This is a genomic window from Actinoplanes sp. NPDC089786 (assembly GCF_040684855.1).
Taxonomy (GTDB): domain Bacteria; phylum Actinomycetota; class Actinomycetes; order Mycobacteriales; family Micromonosporaceae; genus Actinoplanes.
Genome location: NZ_JBFBGU010000039.1, coordinates 1 through 13,480, shown reverse-complemented (window position 1 = coordinate 13,480; position 13,480 = coordinate 1). Strand labels below are relative to the sequence as shown.

At 68.7% G+C, this 13,480-nt stretch carries 11 protein-coding genes and 1 tRNA gene; 7 read left to right on the top strand and 5 right to left on the bottom strand.

The features are described from left to right. Positions 1–11: 11 nt before the first annotated feature. The 4 genes from AB0O15_RS45570 to AB0O15_RS45555 all read right to left on the bottom strand — a co-directional run bounded on the left by AB0O15_RS45570 (position 12) and on the right by AB0O15_RS45555 (position 5,232). Positions 12–674 carry a hypothetical protein gene (locus tag AB0O15_RS45570; RefSeq protein WP_364333634.1) on the bottom strand — a complete coding sequence of 221 codons (663 nt, stop codon included), beginning with the start codon at positions 672–674 and terminating at the stop codon, positions 12–14. Positions 675–760: 86 nt separating this feature from the next. After that, on the bottom strand, positions 761–1,693 hold the full coding sequence (locus AB0O15_RS45565; protein ID WP_364333631.1) for a beta-ketoacyl-ACP synthase 3: 933 nt from the start codon (positions 1,691–1,693) through the stop codon (positions 761–763). A gap of 24 nt (positions 1,694–1,717) precedes the next feature. Beyond that, a complete protein-coding gene (locus AB0O15_RS45560; RefSeq protein ID WP_364333628.1) occupies positions 1,718–2,761 on the bottom strand; it encodes a hypothetical protein in 1,044 nt (347 codons plus the stop codon). A gap of 104 nt (positions 2,762–2,865) precedes the next feature. Further along, positions 2,866–5,232 carry an AAA domain-containing protein gene (locus AB0O15_RS45555; protein ID WP_364333625.1) on the bottom strand — a complete coding sequence of 789 codons (2,367 nt, stop codon included), beginning with the start codon at positions 5,230–5,232 and terminating at the stop codon, positions 2,866–2,868. A 286-nt stretch (positions 5,233–5,518) separates the two neighbouring features. On the opposite strand from AB0O15_RS45555, the gene AB0O15_RS45550 reads away from it, so the two are divergent. Further along, entirely contained in the window at positions 5,519–5,689 is a 171-nt protein-coding gene (locus AB0O15_RS45550) for a hypothetical protein (RefSeq protein ID WP_364333623.1), read from the top strand. A 91-nt stretch (positions 5,690–5,780) separates the two neighbouring features. Here AB0O15_RS45550 and AB0O15_RS45545 read toward each other — a convergent pair whose 3' ends face one another. Next, complete coding sequence (locus tag AB0O15_RS45545) at positions 5,781–7,361, bottom strand: hypothetical protein (RefSeq protein ID WP_364333620.1); 1,581 nt, start codon at positions 7,359–7,361, stop codon at positions 5,781–5,783. Between the two features lie 222 nt (positions 7,362–7,583). Here AB0O15_RS45545 and cmk point away from each other — a divergent pair, with 222 nt between their 5' ends. From cmk to AB0O15_RS45515, 6 genes are all read left to right on the top strand, one after another. Then, positions 7,584–8,261, top strand: a complete 678-nt coding sequence (gene cmk / locus AB0O15_RS45540) for a (d)CMP kinase (protein ID WP_364333617.1) — start codon at positions 7,584–7,586, stop codon at positions 8,259–8,261. Continuing rightward, positions 8,258–9,643: a ribosome biogenesis GTPase Der gene (gene der / locus AB0O15_RS45535; RefSeq protein WP_364333614.1), complete on the top strand. Its 1,386-nt coding sequence runs from the start codon at positions 8,258–8,260 to the stop codon at positions 9,641–9,643. Before cmk ends, der begins: the two co-directional genes overlap by 4 nt. A 47-nt stretch (positions 9,644–9,690) precedes the next feature. After that, positions 9,691–9,764: transfer RNA gene (locus AB0O15_RS45530), tRNA-Pro, on the top strand. A 933-nt stretch (positions 9,765–10,697) separates the two neighbouring features. Then, complete coding sequence (locus tag AB0O15_RS45525; RefSeq protein ID WP_364333611.1) at positions 10,698–11,066, top strand: hypothetical protein; 369 nt, start codon at positions 10,698–10,700, stop codon at positions 11,064–11,066. 60 nt (positions 11,067–11,126) lie between these two features. Then, a complete protein-coding gene (locus tag AB0O15_RS45520; RefSeq protein ID WP_364333608.1) occupies positions 11,127–11,906 on the top strand; it encodes a hypothetical protein in 780 nt (259 codons plus the stop codon). Then, on the top strand, positions 11,899–13,077 hold the full coding sequence (locus AB0O15_RS45515) for an XRE family transcriptional regulator (RefSeq protein ID WP_364333606.1): 1,179 nt from the start codon (positions 11,899–11,901) through the stop codon (positions 13,075–13,077). Before AB0O15_RS45520 ends, AB0O15_RS45515 begins: the two co-directional genes overlap by 8 nt. Positions 13,078–13,480: the final 403 nt, after the last annotated feature.

The window sequence follows — 13,480 nt, the reverse complement described above, 5'->3', positions numbered from 1 at the left end:
GCTCCTCACGTTCAGAAGAGGTCGCCCGGGCCGGCCGGGGAGCGCCGGTCCTGGCCGGGCCGGGTGGCCCAGCCGGCGATGAGAAAACCCAGCAGCCAGCTCACGAACAACGCGTCGAGCATGCTGCGGAACAGGTGGAAGGACAGGTCGTCGCCGTCGGCCCCGGTGACCAGGCCGACGAGGGCCAGCAGCCAGCCGGCGCAGATGCCACCGGCCGCGAACGCGCCGCTGATCGCGAACATCCGGGCGAGCCGCAGACCTCGTGCCGCCGGGTCGGGCACCAGGGCGAGGACGCGTTGGACGCGGTGGGCCAGCCACGCCGCGATCAGGATGAACAGCAGCAACCGGGCGATGTTGTCGCCGGGCACGAACTGCCCGGACCCGGCCGCTCCGTCGACATCCCAGGCGAGCCAGCGCAGGATGTACAGGCCCGGCCCCACGAACGGGTCCAGCAGATCGAGATCGTTGATGTTCGCCGCCTCGGTCAGGGCGGGGTTGACCCAGGGGTTGCCCAGGCCCAGGACCGTGACGATCAGCGCCTTGGTCACCGGTGACGCGTACCAGGCGGCCGACCCGGCTCCGGCGGCGACGTCCAGCGGAGCGGGAAGAGGGGTCAGCGGCTCACGGTGCAGCAGCGGTTGAGGCCGTTCCGGGTCGCCTTCGGTTTGTCCCATCGCGGCGGAGTCTGCACTGTCCGTGGGTGTCGCCGAGTCGAAAACCCGACCCGGCATCGCGGGTTACACCGTTCGAAGGACACCCATCAGGGCAATTCAACAACCTGAGCCGCGTACGCCAAACCGGCGCCGAACCCCAGCAGCAAAGCCCGACCCGACGTGCCGTTCAGGGCAGCCATCGCCAGCGGGATGGAGGCGGCGCCCGTGTTGCCGTTCGTGATGACGTCCGTGGCGACGCGGACGTGCGGCGGCAGGCACAAGGCCCTTGCGGCCGCCGTGGTGATGCGCAGGTTGGCCTGGTGGGGGATGAAAGCCGCCAGGTCGGCGGCGGTGATGCCGGCGGCCTCGAGCGCCCGCTCGGCCACGGGCGGGATCACGGCGGTGGCCCAGCGGAAGACCTCGGGGCCGGCCATCCGCAGGGTGCCCGTCTCGGCGTACCGGAGCAGGTCGCTCTTGGCGCCGTCGGCGCCCCACACCACGGGGCTGATGCCCAGCGTCTCGGACGGGCCGACCACCACCGCGCCGGCGCCGTCGCCGAACAGGAACGCCGTGCCGCGGTCGTGGTCGTCGACGATGTCGGTCATGCGCTCGGCGCCGATCAGAACCACGTTGTCGGCGGCGCCGCTGCGGACGAGGGCGTCGGCGGTGGCCAGACCGTACGGGAAGCCGGCACACGCCGCGCCCAGGTCCATCGCCGCCGCGTTCGTGGCGCCCAGGGCGGCCGCCACCAGGGGTGCCACGGTCGTCGCGCGGCTGCGGTAGGACATCGTCGCCAGCAGGACGGCCGACACGTCGCGCGGGGCGACGCCGGCCCCGGCGAGAGCCTTCGTCGCAGCCGCCGTGGCCATCGTGACCAGGTCCTCGTCGTCGGCGGCGCGACGCCGGGACTCGATGCCACTGCGCCGGCGGATCCACTCGTCGCTCGAGTCGATGAGCGCGGCGATCGCGTCGTTGCCCACCCGGGTGCGGGGGCGGTAGGCGCCGACACTCAGGATCCGAGAGCCGGGAGAAGTGCGCATGGTGGATCAACGAATGAGGCGTGCTCAGGTGGTGAGCAGATCTTCGACCATGGACAGCAACGATTCGTCGTTCTCCTCGCGAGCGAATCGCCGGAGGTCCGCTATGCCCGGCGTGGTCACCTGAAGTTGTCCGGCCAGATCGGAGAAGCGCCGGCCCAGTTCGTCGGCGTCCCGGATGACACGCGTCTTGACGATGCGCCCCACCCGGTCCAGGACGGCGTGTTGTCTGGCTTCGGCGTCGTCACACCAGAGCTGCAGGAAGGAGGCTCGGTGCACCTCGAACGAACCGAGCTGCCACCACGAGATCCGGCGGCCGTACTCCTTGGCGGGCAACGACGCTCGCAGAATGTTGTTCGGCAGACGCTCCGGCCGGATGTTCTCCAGCCCGCGAGCGCGCAGCCAGTCCTGCCACGTTCGCATGTCGTCGACCCTGTCCTCGGCCGCGAGAACGTCGGGAAGAACGGTCGACACCAGGTCGGCCAGGTATTCATCCGGCCCGTCCATCGCTTTGACGAACACCAACAGCCGTTCGGTGCATTCGACGACGTACGCCGGGAGGAAGGCACTTCCCACGTCGATCGGCTTGATCGAGCTGACCGATCCGGGGAGATTGAACTCCTCCCGGTCGGGTCTGGAGGCGAGCCTTTCCAGCGCTTCGAAGTTGAAGGACCGCGAGCCTGTGACGACGCGGAACCGGGTGCCGTCCGCATTCAGGGTCAGCTCGATGTCGTCGATCCATTCCGTGCCTTCGTAATGGGTCGCGGGCATCGGCTCGGACGTGAAGCCGTCGAAGTACAGGACCTGCCGGCCCTTCTTCTCGACGTAGCGGCAGCCGTCGGCGACCGACTGCTGCCCGATGCCGGTCAGCGTCAGCGCGTCGCCGGAGCGCCGCACGTGCCCGATGGTTTCGAGAAAGGTGATGACCCGGTCGACCAGGGCACGGTCGACGCCGAAGAACGTGGCCAGCTGTGAGACGTCGAGCAGCCCGGCCCGAGCGATCGCCCGGGAGAGGAACTGATCGAACAGTTCGTACGGTTGTGACTCCCGGACCTCGGTCTTGATCTCCACACGCCACATCGGCAACAGAAGCGGAAAGATGCGGAGCGGGCGGATGTCGGGCAGCGCCGCGACTCGTTCGAGGATTCGTCGAGCCGATACGTGTGCGGGTCTGCTCACGGTAGCCGCTCTCGCAGTCGCTGAGCGGGCACGACATCGCCGTGCTCGTCGGCGTACCTGAACATCCTCTGCGCCAGGCCCCGGAACGCCGGGTCGCGGGCGGCGGTCAGAGTGTCGCGGTCACCGACCAGCACCACCTGCTGGCGCGCTCGGGTGATCGCGACGTTGAGGCGGCGCAATTCGCTGAGGAAGCCCACATTCCCCGACTGGTTGCTGCGGGTGAAGCTGAACAGCACGATGTCTCTCTCGCGGCCCTGGAACGAGTCCACCGTGCCGATGCGGTCGCGCACGGCTTCGGCACCGAGCAATTCCGTCGCCCACAGGTTGATCAGCTGGACCTGCGCACGGTATGGCGCGATCACCACCCAGTCGAGCGACGCGTACTGCTGGATCAGGGTGAGGATGATTCGGCCTTCGGCCCGGTTGTCACAGCCGGCCTCCTGCCAGGTTTCGGTCTGGCGCCGCCGGTTCTCGGCTCGTTCGGATGCCGGAAGTCCGCTGGTGTCGACCACGGCCAGCGGACTGCGAAAGATCGGCGCCGGCGGCCGCGGCCCGGTATCGCTGATGAGCCGCCCGCCGTAGAACTCCGCCGACACGAAGTCGGCGAGGACGGCGGGCATCCGCCGCTGCCGGCTGAGAAGGAGCTGGTTACCGGCCGGCGCCCGCTGAAACAGCCGCTCGAAGGCGCTCCGGGTCAGGAGGTCCGACAGCTGCCGAGGATCGACGCCGGTTCCGGACAGGTCCTTCCGGGTGAGCCAGTGCCGCACATCGTCGTCGACGAACGGCGGCAACTGGTGATGATCGCCGACCAGCACGACCCGACGCGCACGGGTCATCGGAACCAGCGCCGACGCGGCCGGAATCTGGCCCGCCTCATCGATCACGGCGAGATCGAAGTCCAGGTCCGACAGGAGATTCGCCTGGACCCCGACACCGATGCAGGTGGCTCCGATGACGGATGAATAGCGAATCAGCTCGGCATGGAGTCGCTCCGTCGGCTGAGCGAGCACGACCCGCCACTCGTCCAGCAGGGCGGCGCGTTCCCGCAGGAACGGCTCCCACGCTCGGCACCAACCGGCAAGATCGCCCAATGCCGCCCGGTCGGTGGGCGGCGAGCCGGGCGCGCCCAGCACCACTGCGTGCAGGCGGACGAGCTCCCGTCCTGCTTGACCGGCCACATGGAGAGCTTGCTCGATCGCGGAACTCGCGCCGGCCGCCAAGCCGGCCGCCTCACGTACCGACGGATGGTCGTCGATCTGCCGCCGGAGTTCGTCCCGCAGCCTCCCGTGAGCGGATCTCGCCTCTTCCGCCGCGACGTCGGCCCGGATCCGTCGCGGCTCCTCGGTCGCCAGCCGTGCCCGGAGCCGGCCGGCCCGCCAGCGATGAATCACCCCGAACGGTCCGGCCGAGCGCGTCTCGGCGTCGGCCAGCTTGGACGCGATCCGCTTGACTCGCGACGACGCCTTCTCAGCCTCGGCCGTCAACCGGCGTGCCGTGCCCTCCGCGCTGCGAGCAAGGCCCCCGACGCGGGCGTCGATCGCGGCCGCGGCGGCATCGCGAGCCGACTCGGCCGCTCGCCGCCCGGTCTCCGCCTGGTCGGCGTCGGCCAACGCGCCGTCGAGTCGCCGCAGCCATCCGGTGACCGGGGATGGATCCGCGTGCCATGGCGCGAGCCGCCGCCGGGACACGTCAGTTCGCTCGAGGGTCTGCCGTTGCAGCTCCGCGGCGGTCGAAGCGATCGTCTTGTGCCTCACGGACTCGGTGAACCGCTCAGCGTTGCCCACCCTGACCGAGATGACTTCGGAGGGCATCTTCTCGATGACGTTGTCCACCGCGGTGTTCGTCTGCGACGCAATCAGAACGCGTTCGCCACGCGCCGCCGCGGCCGTCGCGATCTGCACGATTGTTCTGGTCTTGCCCGTACCGGGCGGGCCCACGACGCAGAGCAGGTCGGGAACCTCCAGTGCATGCTGGAACGCTGCCGTCTGGAACTCGTCGAGGCGGTCGCGCGGGCTCTCCGCTGACGGGCGATAGTCGCCGAACTGGCCATCCACCAACAGGGCCACCATGCGGGGATGAAGAGTCGTGCCCGCCCGCACGCGTGCCACCGCGTTCTTCTGGATGCGCTGGACGAGGTCGCTCGTACCGGCGACGAGCTCGCCCTCGTCGGGGATACGCGCGCGGTCGACCGCGTCGTCGAACGCGACCGTCAGCCGGTCTCCGTCAGTTCCCAGCACCCGACCGCGCAGGGCCTCGTCACGGCGAAGGTGAACCAGGGTGCCCCTCGGCGTCGAGCTGGGGCGGGACAGCCGGAAGACATAGACGCCGGCGGCGGATCGCCGGCGCTCCGCGGTGGCGAGCACCTCGTAGTAGGGCACGATGCGGTCGGGCGGATTCCGTTGAGCCTCGATCTGCCGGCCGCCCTCGATGACCAGATCCATCGCGTCGCAGAATCGGTCCAGGTCGGTCGGCCCACGGGCGGCCGCCGGCTCACCCGACGTCCGTTTCCACGCTGCTCGGATGTCCCGCTCCGGCACCCGGTATCCGGGTGGCACCTCCCTCAGCTGCGACGCGTAGTACCAGCATGGTGTGGTCAGGCGGAGCCGGCTCCGCGCGAGCCTGCCGTGATTGACCAGCTTCATGGGTTCGATGAACTCGACCGACATGGCGTCCTGGTGGTTCGTCACCTTCAGCGCGACGCATGAGCGCCGGACGTACAGCCGGATCCACGGCTTGCCCTCGTCGATGGTCACCGGCACGCCGCCCTCGCCGTTCAGCTGGTTGAGCTCGTTCACCAGCCGCACCGGGTCGGGCAGATAGGGGAAGTCCCGGCGTGCGGTCGCGAACTTCGCGGCGAGCTTGAGCCCAGGAACGATGACGATCGGAGCAGCGATCTTCAGGACCTCGCCCGTCAGCACCGCGTGGTCCCGCCGCCATGACGCACCGCTCGTAGCCCGGAGACCAGGCCGGCCAAGGATGAGCGCGAGGCCGGGTCCTCCCTCAAGGCGCTCAGCAACGGCTCGTCCAGCCCCGGTGCCAGTCCCGGCCGTAGTACACACGGCGGAGGTGGGTCGTTCCCTGGCGGCTGCCCGGTCGCGAGGTGGTAGACGATGGCGGCGACCTGATAGGCGTCGGTGGCCGGACCGATCGGCATCACCAGGGGGCGCTGCTGCTCAGGCGCCCGGTAATCAGTCGGGCCCTCGCCAGGCGCCGGAGCGGTCGTGGCGAGTCCCGCGTCCCGCAGCCACATCCGATCTCCGTGCACGAGCAGCCCCTCGAGATCCAGCGCGCGGTGAGCCCGGCCGCTGTCGTGAAACCGACCGAGAGTTGCCGCGAGGTGCGGCAGCGCGGCCAGCACGGAGTCCAGGACGATGCCAGGGTAGGGCGGTTGCCCGTACTCGGTCAGTAGCGGGCGGGCGTCGGGCAGCGTCGTCGCGAACATCAGCACCGTGTCCTGGTCGACGCGTGCGAACACGCGGGGCAGGTCGGTGATGAGGGCGTGCAGCTCGACTTCGGCGGCGATCTCAGCCCGCCGACGGGCCGACTCCGTGCTGTCCCGGGTGACGGTGAGCCGGGTGAGTCGGCGACGGGCCCCGGCGCCCGAGTCACCGCGAGCGTTCGTGCGCAGCTCCCGGTAGGAACCGTGCGGCGCGTCGCGGTCGGCGGCGGCGCGGGGGAGTAGTAACCGGTCACCGCCGAGGACAACAACTCGCGGCGCGGGGGCTCGGGAATGCACGGTGGCACGTAGCGGCGGGAGAACGGTCCGGGCCCGCGCTCTCTCCGTGGCGAGAACCAGCTCCCGGAGGTCGGCGATCCGGAGCGTCTGGTCACCCGGGCGGGGCCGGTCCCGGTCGCGAACTTCCCGCAGCGAGCCGGTCAGCTTCGCGATTCGCTGTTCGGGCGTGTCGGGTTCCTCGGTTGCGACCGAGGCGATCCGGCCGACCAGCGTGAGATAGCAGGCTTCCGCGAACTGCGGGTCACGCCCGAGAACGCTGAGCGCGCCGGCCATGTCGCGGATACCGACGGCGGTGATGTCGACTCGGCTCGGCAGCGGCAGACGCGGGAGTGTCGTCACATTCAGGAACCGCGCCAGCTCATCCGGTTCAGCCTTGATGTAGCGGTTGAGCTTCGCCCCGAGTTCCTCGTGGGCTTTCCTGGACGGCGCCGCGTTGGAAGCGAAGGCGCAGCTGCAACGTTCATCCATGGCGCGCCACACGCGGTGCAGGTCGGCCAGCACCGGACCGAGATCACTCAGGGGCCACGCGCCGAGTGGCGGTTCCCGATGCTTGACCGAGACCAGTTCGGGATCACCGTCGGCCGGCACCGCGACGTAGTCGGTCGACCACTCGACCAGGACCGCTGTGATCCCCTCGGACGCGAGGTTGGGAATGCAGCGGAGGGCGACACATTCGTCCTGGTAGCGGAAGCGGCCGCGAGTGGGCCGTGCGGTATTCCGGTCATCGAAGAACATATCGACATCGGCCGAAGGCACCGGCCCACCCTAGATGTGCGGTCCGGAGGCGCGCAATGACGGTAGGCAACTGGCGCGGGTCTCAACCCGACCCGGAAGCGGCGTGGTGAGCTTGGCCACCCACCTGGCCGGGCTCGAGGACGAGCAGGTCCTGTGCCCGTACATCAAGAGGTTGATTTTTGGTGTGTTTCGCGCCAGCGGGCACAATGGGTGGGTTGGGCTGGAGAGCGTTGGGAGACTGCGTTGGGTGAGGTAGTGCGGCCGGAGCGGTGTGTCGTGGCCGTGGACGGGCCTTCGGGGTCCGGCAAATCCACCGTTTCCCGGCGTCTGGCCACGGCCCTGGATGGTGTATATCTGGACACGGGCGCGATGTATCGGGCTGTGACCTGGGCGGTTCTGGATGCCGGCGGCGATCTGGCCGACCCGGACGGGATCGCCAAGATCGCGCTGGCGACCGAGCTGGCGATCGGGACCGACCCCAAGGCCCCGCATTTCCGGGCGAACGGGGTGGATGTCGACGCGGCCATCCGCGGGCCCGAGGTCACCGGCGCCGTGTCGGCCGTGGCCGCGGTGCCCGCCGTGCGCCGTCACCTGGTCGGGCAGCAGCAGGCGATCATCGCCCGGCACCCGCGTATCGTGGTCGAGGGGCGTGACATCGCGTCCGTGGTGGCGCCCGACGCCGACCTCAAGGTCTATCTGACCGCGTCCGCCGAGGCCCGTGCCGCGCGGCGCAGTGCCGAGGACGCCACCGACGTGACGGCCACCCAGGCTGACCTGGAGCGTCGCGACAAGCTTGACTCTTCGCGTACGGCCGACCCGCTGCGCCGCGCCGGCGACGCCATCGAGGTGGACACCACCGGGATGGGCATCGACGACGTCGTGGCGCACCTGCAGAACCTACTGAACAAGGTGCATCAGTGACCGACGTCTTCGAGATCGACGAGCCGCCGACCGCGGTGTCGATCGCCGTACCCGTGGTGGCCGTGGTGGGGCGCCCCAACGTGGGCAAATCCACCCTGGTCAACCGCATCATCGGCCGCCGCCAGGCCGTCGTCGAGGACAAGCCCGGCGTGACCCGCGACCGCGTGCCCTACGACGCCAACTGGAACGGCCGCCGCTTCACCGTCGTCGACACCGGCGGCTGGGAGCCCGACGCCCGCGACCGCGCGCTGGCCATCGCCAACCAGGCCGAGATGGCCATCCAGACCGCCGACGTCGTCCTGTTCGTCGTCGACGCCACCGTCGGCGCCACCGACGATGATGAAGCCGCCGTGAAGATGCTGCGGCGAAGCAACAAGCCGGTGATCCTGGTCGGCAACAAGACCGACAACCAGAACCTCGAACTCGAGGCCACCTCCCTGTGGTCGCTCGGCCTGGGCGAGCCGTACCCGGTCTCGGCCCTGCACGGCCGCGGCTCCGGTGACCTGCTCGACGCCATCATGAACGCGCTGCCCGAGGCGCCGCCGATCATCGAGTCCGGTCCGCGCGGTCCGCGCCGGGTCGCGCTGGTCGGCCGTCCCAACGTGGGCAAGTCGTCGCTGCTCAACCGCGTGGCCCGCGAGGAGCGCGCGGTCGTCGACTCGGTCGCCGGCACCACGGTCGACCCGGTCGACAGCCTGGTCGAGATGGACGGCCAGGTCTGGCAGTTCGTCGACACCGCCGGCCTGCGCAAGCGGGTCAACCAGGCGTCGGGTACGGAGTACTACGCCTCGTTGCGCACAGCCGGCGCCGTCGAGGCCGCCGAGGTGGCAGTGGTGCTCCTCGACGCCGCCGAGCCCATCTCCGAGCAGGACCAGCGGGTGCTGACCTCGGTCGTCGAGGCCGGGCGGGCCCTGGTCATCGCCTTCAACAAGTGGGACCTGGTCGACGAGGACCGCCGGTTCTACCTCGACAAGGAGATCGACCGCGAGCTGAAGCGCATCCCGTGGGCCGTGCGGGTGAACATCTCGGCCCGCACGGGTCGCGCGGTCGACAAGCTGGCGCCGGCCATCCGCCGGGCGCTGGGCTCCTGGGAGCAGCGGATCACCACCAACGCCCTCAACACCTGGCTGACGGCGGTGACACAGCAGACCCCTCATCCGGTACGAGGGGGTCGCGCGCCGCGCGTCCTGTTCGCCACCCAGGCCGGCGTGGCGCCGCCGAAGTTCGTCCTGTTCACCACCGGGCCGCTGGACGCTGGGTACATCCGGTTCGTGGAGCGGAAGCTGCGGGAAGAGTTCGGGTTCGAGGGCTCGCCGATCGAGATCGCGGTCAAGCCTCGGAAGAAGTTGGGACCGGGGGGTCGCGGTCGGGCGCATGGGTAGGGCTTTGGTAGTCTGTCGGGGTTGCCGCGTCCGGTAGGGCGTGGTTGCGGGCTGTAGCGCAGCTTGGTAGCGCACTTGACTGGGGGTCAAGGGGTCGCAGGTTCAAATCCTGTCAGCCCGACAAAAACAAGCCGGTGACCTGCGGAAACGCAGGTCACCGTTTTTGTAGGCGGGGACCTGCCCACCGAAAACCCACCGTTTTGAAGTCGGTCGTTGGTTCCGTGGTGGTCCTTTGGTGGTCTTCGCGTCGTCCGAGGAGACGGGGTCGGTACACGATGATCAGCCAACTTCCCCGGGGCTCGACTGGCGGCGGCCGCTTAAGCACCGCCGGAGTGAGGGGGCCGGCGGGATCGACTGCCGGTTACCAGCGAGAAGCCGTGTTCCAGTTGCCGACGAGATCCTGCGCCCGTCCGGCGGAGGTTGTTCGGTTGTCGTGATCGGCTGTACGAAGAACGGCAACTGGCTTCACCTTCGAACAGAGTCCAAGGTGCGGACATCCCCTGGATCGGCTGACCTGCACGTATCAGCGGCGGATTGAAAGTCCACAGTTATGGCTCTTTGCGAGCAAAGTCTGTTTCTTCCATGCGGATGGCTGGCGGTCCGGCGAGCATGTGGTTAGTCCGGCGGCGTTGGTGCTGGTCCGGGCCGTCGCTGCGGTCCGCGAAGTGGGTGCCGGTCGCCGAAATCCGGTGCTGGTACGGCGAATCCGTGGGGCTCGGAAACGTCCGAGCACCCACGGAGCACCCCAAGCGCCGGCCTGTCGCAGGGGCGGCATATTTGGTGGGTGTGGCCTATACCGGCCGGCTATGCCGATCGTCTTAGTGCCGCGGTGCTCCGTCGCCGTGCGCATCCGTGATTCTCGCCTCGGCGGGCGTCGGCGCCGGGCAGGCTGGGAGGTGGCTATTGACGATTACCTCTGGCTGGGCGAGGCCGACAGCCCGTTGGTCCCGGTGCCAAGATCGGAGCATGAGCAAGACCACGCTTGGTGTGCTGCTGCGCAGGTCGCCCACGGCCGGTATACCCGGAGCGCCCAGATCCGCGACGCGAGATTTAGGTGTACGACACGGCGATGGCGTTGTTGCCGGCACAGGTGATCCGCTTGGTGGAGTCGATGCCCGCGGACGGGCGGCCCGGCTGGTGGGTAGCCAGTCTCCAGGAGCTGCGCGTAGCAGCGGCGATAAGCGATCTCGGCTTGGATCTCGACGGGTGGTCGGACGAGGTGGAGCGCCAGGAGTTCGCTGCTCTGCTGGAGGAGTCCGCCGACCAACTCGACGCTCGGGAGCCTGTCACCGCGGACGAGGCGGCAGAGGCCGGCAAGAGGATCTCGTCAGGGTGCGTGACGCTCAGTGGCGAAGATGCAGCCCGTCGCCGAAACCGCGGGTCATCGGCGACGACAAGGTGGGCGTGGCGTGTCAGAAAGTAAAGCGGGAGCGGTACTCTGTGCTTGGAAAGTTAAGTTGATCTGGTCGTGAGGAGTTGTGCCGTGGCAGATGAGCTGCCGGTGTCGGCGTGGGCGCGGTCGCACTTCGGCGAGGCCGCAGAGGCGGTCCGGCGTGGCGTCGTTGAGGCGTTGCATCAGTCTCAGCAGCGCGCCGTGCTAGTTCAGGAGATGTCCGGCCTGCCCAGTAAGCAGCCCTACGGCGGGATGTGGCCGGCGACCTATCAGGCGCTGGAGGAGCAGCTACTCGGGATCGAGGGCGCCCACAAGTTCCGGGCGCCGCGCGCCTCGTACAACTTCGTCGTCGTCAACGAGCGGCTCCTGTTGCCCTTCCGCCACGCGGACACTCTCAACCAGCCGGTCTCGCAGGCGCGGCTGGCCGCCAAGATCCCGCAGGAGCTGTCGAACGCCTTGTCCGCGGCCGAGCCTCCCCCGGACCTTCTCAGCCTTCTCGGCGAGGATGTCGCGACGGATCACTCCGCGGCAGTCAGCGAGCTGATTCACCTCAGCCCAGCGACTAAGATCATCTATGTGCCCTATGTCGCTCATGCTGATGGCGGTCTGGTCAAGGCGTGGTGGGGCGAGGCCCTCATGCAGGCGGACGGCTCGCTCTCCTGGCGCGCGAATCAGCCCGAGGAGTTGCCGGCTGCCCAGCCCGCTCGCGTAACCGGACCGACGGCTGTCGTAACGACGGCCGGAGCCGGGCCCGCTTTCAACGAGGGCGCCATGCCCACGCTCGAGTTCCCGGTGCGACCGCGCCTGGAGTCACTGCCGTCCGGTGAGCTGGAGCCGCAGACCGCGGCCGTGAACGACGGCGATGCATAGGCACGAGCAACTCCGGCTCCTCACCTCCGGCAAGGCTCCGGAGGAGGTGTCGACTAACACCGCCGTCGTCGAGGCCTTCGACTCCGCTCGCCTGACCCAGGCACGGCAACTCGCCGCGATGACCAAAAAGGCCTTGGCTGACCAAATCGGTGTGACGCCTGCCGCGATCGGCCAGTACGAACTCGGCCTCACCAAACCTCGCCCGGATCTCATTACGGCGCTCGCCGACGTGTTGGAGGTACCGCCAAGGTTCTTTCAAGGCGGTCGCCCACACGCGCGACTGGACGCGTCGATGGCTCACTTCCGAAGCCTGCGGTCCACGCGGTCATACCAGCGCGCCAAGGCCGTCTCCTTCACCGAACAGGTCTGGGAGCTGACCTACGCACTGGAAAAGCGCGTCCAGCTGCCGTGGATCGACCTCCCCGGGTTCGCCGGCGGTGAGGTGAATCCCGGTACGGAACTCCCCGGAGATCCAGCTGATGCCGCTCGGGCGCTCCGCGAACACTGGTCACTGGGAACCGGGCCGGTCAGCCACCTGGTCCGCCGGATGGAAGCCCACGGCATCGTCGTGGTGATGCCACCCGCGGATGAAGACTCAGCCACAGTCGACGCGTTCTCAACATCGCGGCTTCCCCGGCCGATCGTGGTGTCAACACCCAACCGGGCCGACAACGTCTACCGGCACCGCTTCACCACAGCACACGAACTCGGTCACCTCGTCCTTCATGGCGACACCGCACCGGGCGACATGCAACAGGAACGGGAGGCGAACATCTTCGCCGCCGAGTTCCTCACCCCCCGGGCAAGCATCCAGCCGCAGCTTCCCGGCCGCGCCGACCTCGGCAAGCTGGTTGAGCTTCAGCGCACGTGGGGTGTCTCGGTGAAATCCCTGCTATTCCGATGCAGAGAGATCGGGCTGCTCTCCGACTCCGCCTCAAGTAGGGCGCACCAACGTCTCCACCTCCTGGCCGACCAGCCCGGCTTCCGCGGGGAGCCCGTGACGGCGTACCCGGGGGAACAGCCGGCGATGCTTGCGCAAGCCTTCGACCTCGCCAGCGATCACGGCCTAACCATGCAGACCCTGGCCGAAGAGCTCGTCTGGTCGCCAGCGAGGGTCCGCACGCTACTCGGCACACCCAATCAGCGCCCAAGGCTAAGGCTCGTCCAATGATCTCGAAGGAGCCCTGGTCCTTCCTCGCACAGCGGCGGCGATCGAGTGGTGCTCCGGTGGTGCTTCACCGACATGGCTTGATCCATGTGAGCGTTCGCGCCATCGTTCGTGCACCTGGGCAGCGGTGCGCCTGGCAACACATTTGCCATGGGCACCGCTTTCGGGCGCTTTGGTCGTTCGTCCGGCTGCTGGGGGACTTGAGCGGCGCCTTCAGTGCTCAGACGGGCCTTTAGGGCTCGACGATGAATTAGCTGGTCGGCGGTTTTCTTGATCGGCTCGTTGGGTTTGGTGTGATGAGTGAGGATGCGTTGGCGGTGAAGTTGGCTGTTTTGCGGCCGCATCTGGATGAGCGGCAGTGGCGGTTGCTGCTGGGTGCCGAGGCTGTGGCGATCGGCCGTGGCGG